This is a genomic window from Thermomonospora sp. CIF 1 (genome assembly GCF_001896795.1).
GTDB lineage: Bacteria > Actinomycetota > Actinomycetes > Streptosporangiales > Streptosporangiaceae > Thermomonospora > Thermomonospora curvata.
Window position 1 is genome coordinate 1 of sequence record NZ_MOYN02000028.1, and the last position, 1,869, is coordinate 1,869.

1 rRNA gene is annotated in these 1,869 nt (G+C 60.4%); it reads left to right on the forward strand.

The window, feature by feature from the left end:
* Positions 1-1,869: ribosomal RNA gene (locus BUE48_RS24405) — 23S ribosomal RNA — on the forward strand; the annotation flags it as partial.

A 1,869-nucleotide genomic window follows, 5' to 3' on the forward strand; every position in this document is an offset into this window, starting at 1 on the left:
GAGTCGCATGCTGTAGACCCGAAGCGGGGTGATCTAGCCATGGGCAGGGTGAAGCGCCGGTAAGACGGTGTGGAGGCCCGAACCCACCAGGGTTGAAAACCTGGGGGATGACCTGTGGTTAGGGGTGAAAGGCCAATCAAACTCCGTGATAGCTGGTTCTCCCCGAAATGCATTTAGGTGCAGCGTCGCGTGGTGCTTGCCGGAGGTAGAGCTACTGGATGGCCGATGGGCCCGACAAGGTTACTGACGTCAGCCAAACTCCGAATGCCGGTAAGTTGAGCGCGGCAGTGAGACCGCGGGGGATAAGCTTCGTGGTCGAGAGGGAAACAGCCCAGATCATCGGCTAAGGCCCCTAAGTGTGTGCTAAGTGGTAAAGGATGTGGAGTTGCTGTGACAGCCAGGAGGTTGGCTTAGAAGCAGCCATCCTTGAAAGAGTGCGTAATAGCTCACTGGTCGAGTGATTCCGCGCCGACAATGTAGCGGGGCTTAAGCACGCCGCCGAAGCCGTGGCATCCCAGCTGTGTGCTGGGGTGGGTAGGGGAGCGTCCTGTACCTGGTGAAGCTGCCGAGTGATCGTGTGGTGGAGGGTGCAGGAGTGAGAATGCAGGCATGAGTAGCGATTTCACACGTGGGAAACGTGTGCGCCGATTGACCAAGGGTTCCTGGGGCAGGCTGATCCGCCCAGGGTAAGTCGGGACCTAAGGCGAGGCCGTGAGGCGTAGTCGATGGACAACGGGTTGATATTCCCGTACCCGCTGGCACGCGCCCATACCGAACCTTCTGATGCTAACCACCCGAACCACCTCCTGCTCCTTTGGGGTGGGGGTTTGTGGGGAGGCTGGGGCCCGAGGGGGTAGTAGGTAAGCGATGGGGTGACGCAGGAGGGTAGCTCAGCCCAGGCGGTGGTTGTCCTGGGGTAAGCATGTGGCCCGCGTGGTAGGTAAATCCGCCGCGCATGCAGGGTGAGGTGCGATGCCGAGCCGTTTTAGGCGAAGTGAGTGATCCCATGCTGCCGAGAAAAGCCTCTAGCGAGTGTGTCGGCGGCCCGTACCCTAAACCGACTCAGGTGGTCAGGTAGAGAATACCGAGGCGTTCGGGCGAACCGCGGTTAAGGAACTAGGCAAATTGCCCCCGTAACTTCGGGAGAAGGGGGGCCTCTGCTGGTGTAGGCACGTGCTGCCGAAGCTGGTGGGGGCCGCAGAGAATAGGCCCAGGCGACTGTTTACTAAAAACACAGGTCCGTGCGAAGTCGTAAGACGAAGTATACGGACTGACGCCTGCCCGGTGCCGGAACGTTAAGGGGACGGGTTAGCGGCCTTTCGGGGTTGCGAAGCTCGGAACCTAAGCGCCGGTAAACGGCGGTGGTAACTATAACCATCCTAAGGTAGCGAAATTCCTTGTCGGGTAAGTTCCGACCTGCACGAATGGCGTAACGGCCTGGGCGCTGTCTCGACCGCGGACCCGGCGAAATTGCACTGCGAGTGAAGATGCTCGCTACGCGCAGCAGGACGGAAAGACCCCGGGACCTTCACTACAGCTTGGCATTGGCGTTTGGAGCGGCTTGTGCAGGATAGGTGGGAGGCCGTGAAGCCCGGACGCCAGTTCGGGTGGAGCCATCGGTGAGATACCACTCTGGCCGTTTCTGACGTCTAACCCGCGCCCGTGGATCCGGGTGGGGGACAGTGCCTGGCGGGTAGTTTAACTGGGGCGGTTGCCTCCTAAAGGGTAACGGAGGCGCCCAAAGGTTCCCTCAGCCTGGTTGGCAATCAGGTGTTGAGTGTAAGGGCACAAGGGGGCTTGACTGCGAGACAGACGTGTCGAGCAGGCGCGAAAGCAGGGCCTAGTGATCCGGCGTCGGCATGTGGAAGC